Source organism: Rhodoferax sp. OV413 (genome assembly GCF_945881795.1).
Taxonomy (GTDB): domain Bacteria; phylum Pseudomonadota; class Gammaproteobacteria; order Burkholderiales; family Burkholderiaceae_C; genus Allorhodoferax.
Map to the genome: position 1 here is coordinate 1 of NZ_CAMCVG010000126.1, position 4,778 is coordinate 4,778.

Consider the following 4,778-nt stretch of genomic DNA (forward strand, 5'->3'; position numbering starts at 1 on the left):
TCGCGGACCGGAAACGGGCACAGCTCATCCAGATGCTGGGCCATGGTGCGCGAAAAGTTGGCCGGAATATGCTGCACCACCACCATCGGCGGCAGGCCCTCGGGCAGGTGGGGCAGCAGGTATTTGAGCGCCTCCACGCCGCCGGTGGAGGCACCAATCACAATCAATTTGCGCGCCGAGTAGGCTTGGGCCAGGCGCTGGGTGCGCGGGGGCTGGATATCTGCCGCGGTGGGCAGGGTGCTGCGGTGCGAGCGGGCTGCCGCTTTCACCAGATGCGCCAGCAAGCGCGACAACTCGCCAATCGACTGGCTGCCATCGGGCTTGCCCACCACATCAATCGCGCCTGCCGCCAATGCTTCGAGCGCGCGTGCCGAGCCCGTCTGTGTGAGCGAGCTGATGACGATGGTGGGCACCGGGTGGTGCTCCTGCAAAATCTTCAGGAAGGTGAGCCCGTCCATACGCGGCATTTCCAGGTCCAGCGTGATCACGTCGGGGTCGAGCTGCATGATCAGGTCACGCGCCACATAGGGGTCGGGCGCCGCGCCAACCACTTCAATATGGATGTCCTTTGAGAGGGCACCAATGATGGAGCCCCGCGCCAGGGCCGAGTCGTCAATCACCACCACCCGCACTTTGCGGCCGGATGCAATCGCGTTACGGCGGGACGGGAATTCTTGGTGATCTGCCATGATGGTTCGCGCGGGGCTCAGGCCCGCTGATAAACGCCTTGCTGTACCGAGCGCAGCGAATGTCGAACGCCAAACAGGCTCTCCGAATTGCCGATGATCAAATAACCCCCGGGCACCAGCATGTCAGTCAGGCGTTCCACTGCGGTGGCGCGGGAGGGGTTGTCAAAGTACATCAGCACATTGCGGCAAAAAATAATGTGTTGCTTGTCTGTGACCGGGTAGCGCGCCTGAAAGAGGTTGATGCGCTGGAATTTCACCATCTTGCGCAGTTCCGCCTTCACGCGGCAGGTACCTTCCCATTCCCCGTGGCCTTGCTGGAAGTAGCGCTCCAGCAACTCCCGGGGCACCGGGTCCACGCTGTTCATGCGGTAGATGCCGCGTGCTGCAAACGCCAGCATGCGTTTAGAAATATCTGACGCGGTGATGGACCACACCTGGTCGGGGTGCTGCTGCATCAGCTGCGCGACCACCAAGGCTAGTGTGTAAGGCTCCTCCCCCGAGGAGCAGGCCGCCGACCACAGGCGCAGCGGCGCGCCGCTTTTTTTCAGTTCGGGCAACCAGCCGGGAAGCGCGGTGTTGGCAACAAAGGAGAAGTGGCCGTCTTCGCGAAAGAAGTGGGTGTGGTTGGTGGACACCATGTCCACCAACTGCTCTATCTCTTCCTGGTCTTGGGAGCCTTTTAAGTACTCGGCGTATTCGTCAACGCTTGCGAGCCCCAATGTTGCCACCCGCTTACGCAGCCGGTTGGAGAGCATCATCGCCTTGTCCGAGCCAACGCGTATGTGGCTATGCCGGTAAACCAAACCCACAATAGTTTGGTACGCCTGACTCGATAAACCCGCTGCCACCTAGCTCTCCTTGTGCCAACTCAGCGGCAAACATTGCAATCAGAAGTTACGGAAGCTGCCTGCTTCGGGTTCACCGGTGCCGTCGGCGCTTTCAGCGGGCATAGGAATGCTCACTGGCGGGCCGGGGCGGCGGATGGCGGGGCCTGCCATCTGCTTGCGCCCACCAGCCAGCGATTGCATGGGACGGCCTGCATTGTTTGGCACCGCGGGGCGGGCACGTGCGCGTGTGCGGGCGGGTGCGTGGATTTCGTAATCGTCGTCGGAGGAGCCTTTGGCGGCACTGCCGCCCACCAGGCTGCCCAGACGCTTTACCAGACCCTTGAAGTCTTCGGCCTGGGCGCTGAGCTCTTCGGCAGAGCTTGCGCACTGTTCAGCCGTAGCGGAGTTGGTTTGGGAGATGCTGTCCATCTGGTTGATGGCCACGCTGATTTGGGTAATGCCTTGGGCCTGTTCACGGGCGGCGCTGGCAATGTCGCCCACCAGGGTGTCGGTGGCGGTAACCTTTTCGGTGATGGACAGCAGCGAGCGGCCCACTTCGCTGGTGCACTCGGCACCGCGGCGGCTGTTGGAAATCGCGGTGTCAATCTTCTCTGCCGTTTCGCGAGCCGCTGCCGCACTGCGTTGGGCCAGAGAACGCACTTCATCAGCCACCACCGCAAAGCCTGCTCCGGCTTCGCCCGCACGGGCGGCTTCCACCGCCGCGTTCAAGGCCAGGATGTTGGTTTGGAAGGCGATCTCATCAATGTTCTTGACGATTTTGGCGACTTCGGCGCTGGACGAGTCAATCGCGGCCATGGCGTCATTCATCTCGGTCATGGTGCGGGTGCCGGAGTCGGCCACGGCGCGCGCTTCCGAAGCCAATTGCTTGGCTTTTTGTGCGTTTTCAGCGGTAGCGCGGATCATGCTGGAGATTTCTTCCAGCGAAGCGCTGGTTTCTTCAATGGCTGCTGCCTGCTCGGTGGCACCGGAGGACAGGCCTTGGCTCGCGCTTGACACATCGCTGGCCGCGGCGGATGTTTGTACCGCGCCGTTTTCCAGGGCTGCGGTGATGGCGCGCAGCGCGCTGTTGGTGCTTCGAATGATGAAAAGGCCGATTACCAGGGCCAGGGTCAGCGAGATTCCCATTGCGAGTTGCAGAATCCACGTCCCGGAATTAATCAAAGCCTTCCCAGCGTCTCCAGCCTTGTCGCTTAACTTGATGTTGAACTCGATGTGGGTGCTCGTTGCTTTGGCCATGCGGGCAAAGTTCGCCACTTGGGTTTCGTCAAACAGTTTGTCGGCTTCTTCCAATTTCCCTTCGCCCTTCAATGCCACGATGCGAGCATCCGTCGCAACAATGGCTTGGTAGGCAGCCCGGACTTCTTCAAACATCCGGCGATCGTCCTGGTCCACGATCAATGGTTCGTATTTCTTCAATTGCTCGTTGATTCGCTTGTCTTTTTCAACGATTGCGCGCTCGTGATCTTCTTTACCCGCTCCTTGGTGTTGTGCTAGGAGGAGGCGCTCAATGGTTTGTGCGCGCACTTCAGAGTCCACTTCAGCAAGGATGACGATGCTTGGTACAGCGTTGTCCACAACATCCACCAATGCTGCGCCCATGCCGGCGAAGCGTGTCAGTGCAATGCCCCCCGATGCCAGAGCAAGCACTGTCAAGACTACAAAGCCGGTAATGATCCGGGTGGCGATGGTCCAGGAGTTGAAGTTCATAGTGTTATACCTCTACGGAAGATGCCGTCGCCGGCGCAGATTTAGAAACGGTGGGAAGGGCAAGTTGGCCGTCTTCCTGGAAGATGCGCTCGATATCAAGCAGCGTTTTGACGCTGCCACGGATGATGGAGACACCCAACATGTAATTGGGGCTGAGTGTTTCGCCGAAGTCGGGGGTAGGCTCGATGTCGGCAGCACTAAGGTGAATGACCTCTTCTACCGAGTCCACGATCGCGCCCATCAGGGTGCGGCTGCCTTTGCTTAATTGCACTTGGACAACGATGATGCAGTTGCGGTCGCCCACCACTGCCTCCGGCATTTGAAACTTTTCGCGCAGGTCCACCACCGCAATGACGGTGCCTCGCAGATTGATCACCCCCTTGACGTACGACGGCATCCGCGGCACCGGTGTGATGGGGCAGATGCGGATGATTTCCCGCACATGCATCACCGAGATGCCGTACCCGTCGGTACCCATCGAGAAGGGGTTGAGTGAGAACGTTAAATACCGGCCGGCGAGGCTGGATTGGGGCGTTGCTGTCGCCGGCTGATTGGCGGAGGTCACGTTCATGGGTTAGCACCTGTTGACATGTAGGAATGGGACTTGCGGTTACTGAGTGGAAGTTTGACCAGCGTGTCGACGTCCAGAATCAGGCCGACCCAGCCGTCGCCCAGCACTGCGCCACCCGAGACCAGGTTCTGGTCTTCGAAGGTGGGGCCGAGGCTCTTGATCACGACTTCTTGTTTGCCGATCAGGTGGTCCACCAGAATGCCGCGCGAGACGCCACCGGATTCGACCACCACCACAATGCCGTCCTCGACCTCTTGGGCCTTGCCGCCGGTGCCAAGGTAGTTGCCCAGGCGCAGCAGCGGGGTCTGGCGGCCGCGCACGCTGATCATTTCCTCGCGCTCGTAGACCGTGTTGACCATTCCCATGCGAGGCTTGAAGGACTCGCGCACCGAGAGCGTTGGAATGATGTAGCGCTCGTCGCCCACGCCGACCATGAGGCCGTCGATGATGGCCAGGGTGAGAGGCAGGGTGATGGTGAAGGTGCTGCCCTTGCCGAGGGTGGACTGCACATCAACCCGGCCGCGCAGGCTGTCGATATTGCCGCGCACCACGTCCATACCCACTCCGCGGCCCGATAGGTCGGTCACCTTTTCGGCGGTGGAGAAGCCTGGCAGGAAAATCAGGGCGTTGATTTCTTCTTTGCTCAGCGACGCGTCGGGCCGCACCAGGCCGCGCTCGATGGCCTTGGCCAGAATTCGCTCGCCGTCCAAGCCCTTACCGTCGTCCTGGATGGAAATTACGATGCCGCCGCCCTGGTGGTAAGCAGATAGCTTGATGGTGCCCATGGCCGGCTTGCCGTTGGCAACGCGCTCATCGGGCATCTCGATGCCGTGATCCACCGCGTTGCGGATCATGTGGATGAGCGGGTCGCCCACTTTTTCGACGATGTTGCGGTCGAGTTCGGTGTCTTCGCCGTGCAGCTCCAGCTGAATCTGTTTGCCCAGCTGGCCGCTCACGTCGCGC

5 protein-coding genes are annotated in these 4,778 nt (G+C 60.6%); all 5 read right to left on the bottom strand.

Translation table 11 applies throughout. The annotated features are described in order from the left end of the window. Window positions 1-689: response regulator (locus Q0O05_RS11355; protein WP_293663122.1), on the bottom strand; the 689-nt coding region annotated here is incomplete at its 3' end. 17 nt (window positions 690-706) lie between these two features. After that, on the bottom strand, window positions 707-1,537 hold the full coding sequence (locus tag Q0O05_RS11360) for a CheR family methyltransferase (RefSeq protein WP_293663124.1): 831 nt from the start codon (window positions 1,535-1,537) through the stop codon (window positions 707-709). A gap of 39 nt (window positions 1,538-1,576) precedes the next feature. Next, complete coding sequence (locus Q0O05_RS11365) at window positions 1,577-3,244, bottom strand: methyl-accepting chemotaxis protein (RefSeq protein ID WP_293663126.1); 1,668 nt, start codon at window positions 3,242-3,244, stop codon at window positions 1,577-1,579. Window positions 3,245-3,248: 4 nt separating this feature from the next. Further along, the gene (locus Q0O05_RS11370; protein ID WP_293663128.1) at window positions 3,249-3,815 is read right to left on the bottom strand and encodes a chemotaxis protein CheW; all 567 of its coding nucleotides are present in this window, start codon (window positions 3,813-3,815) and stop codon (window positions 3,249-3,251) included. Next, window positions 3,812-4,778: chemotaxis protein CheA (locus tag Q0O05_RS11375; RefSeq protein WP_293663130.1), on the bottom strand; the 967-nt coding region annotated here is incomplete at its 5' end. The genes Q0O05_RS11375 and Q0O05_RS11370, both read right to left, overlap by 4 nt.

Bases quoted from the DNA above. Each gene is read 5' to 3' on its own strand.
- Q0O05_RS11370 (WP_293663128.1), bottom strand. From the start codon at position 3,815: ATGAACGTGACCTCCGCCAATCAGCCGGCGACAGCAACGCCCCAATCC.
- Q0O05_RS11365 (WP_293663126.1), bottom strand. From the start codon at position 3,244: ATGAACTTCAACTCCTGGACCATCGCCACCCGGATCATTACCGGCTTT.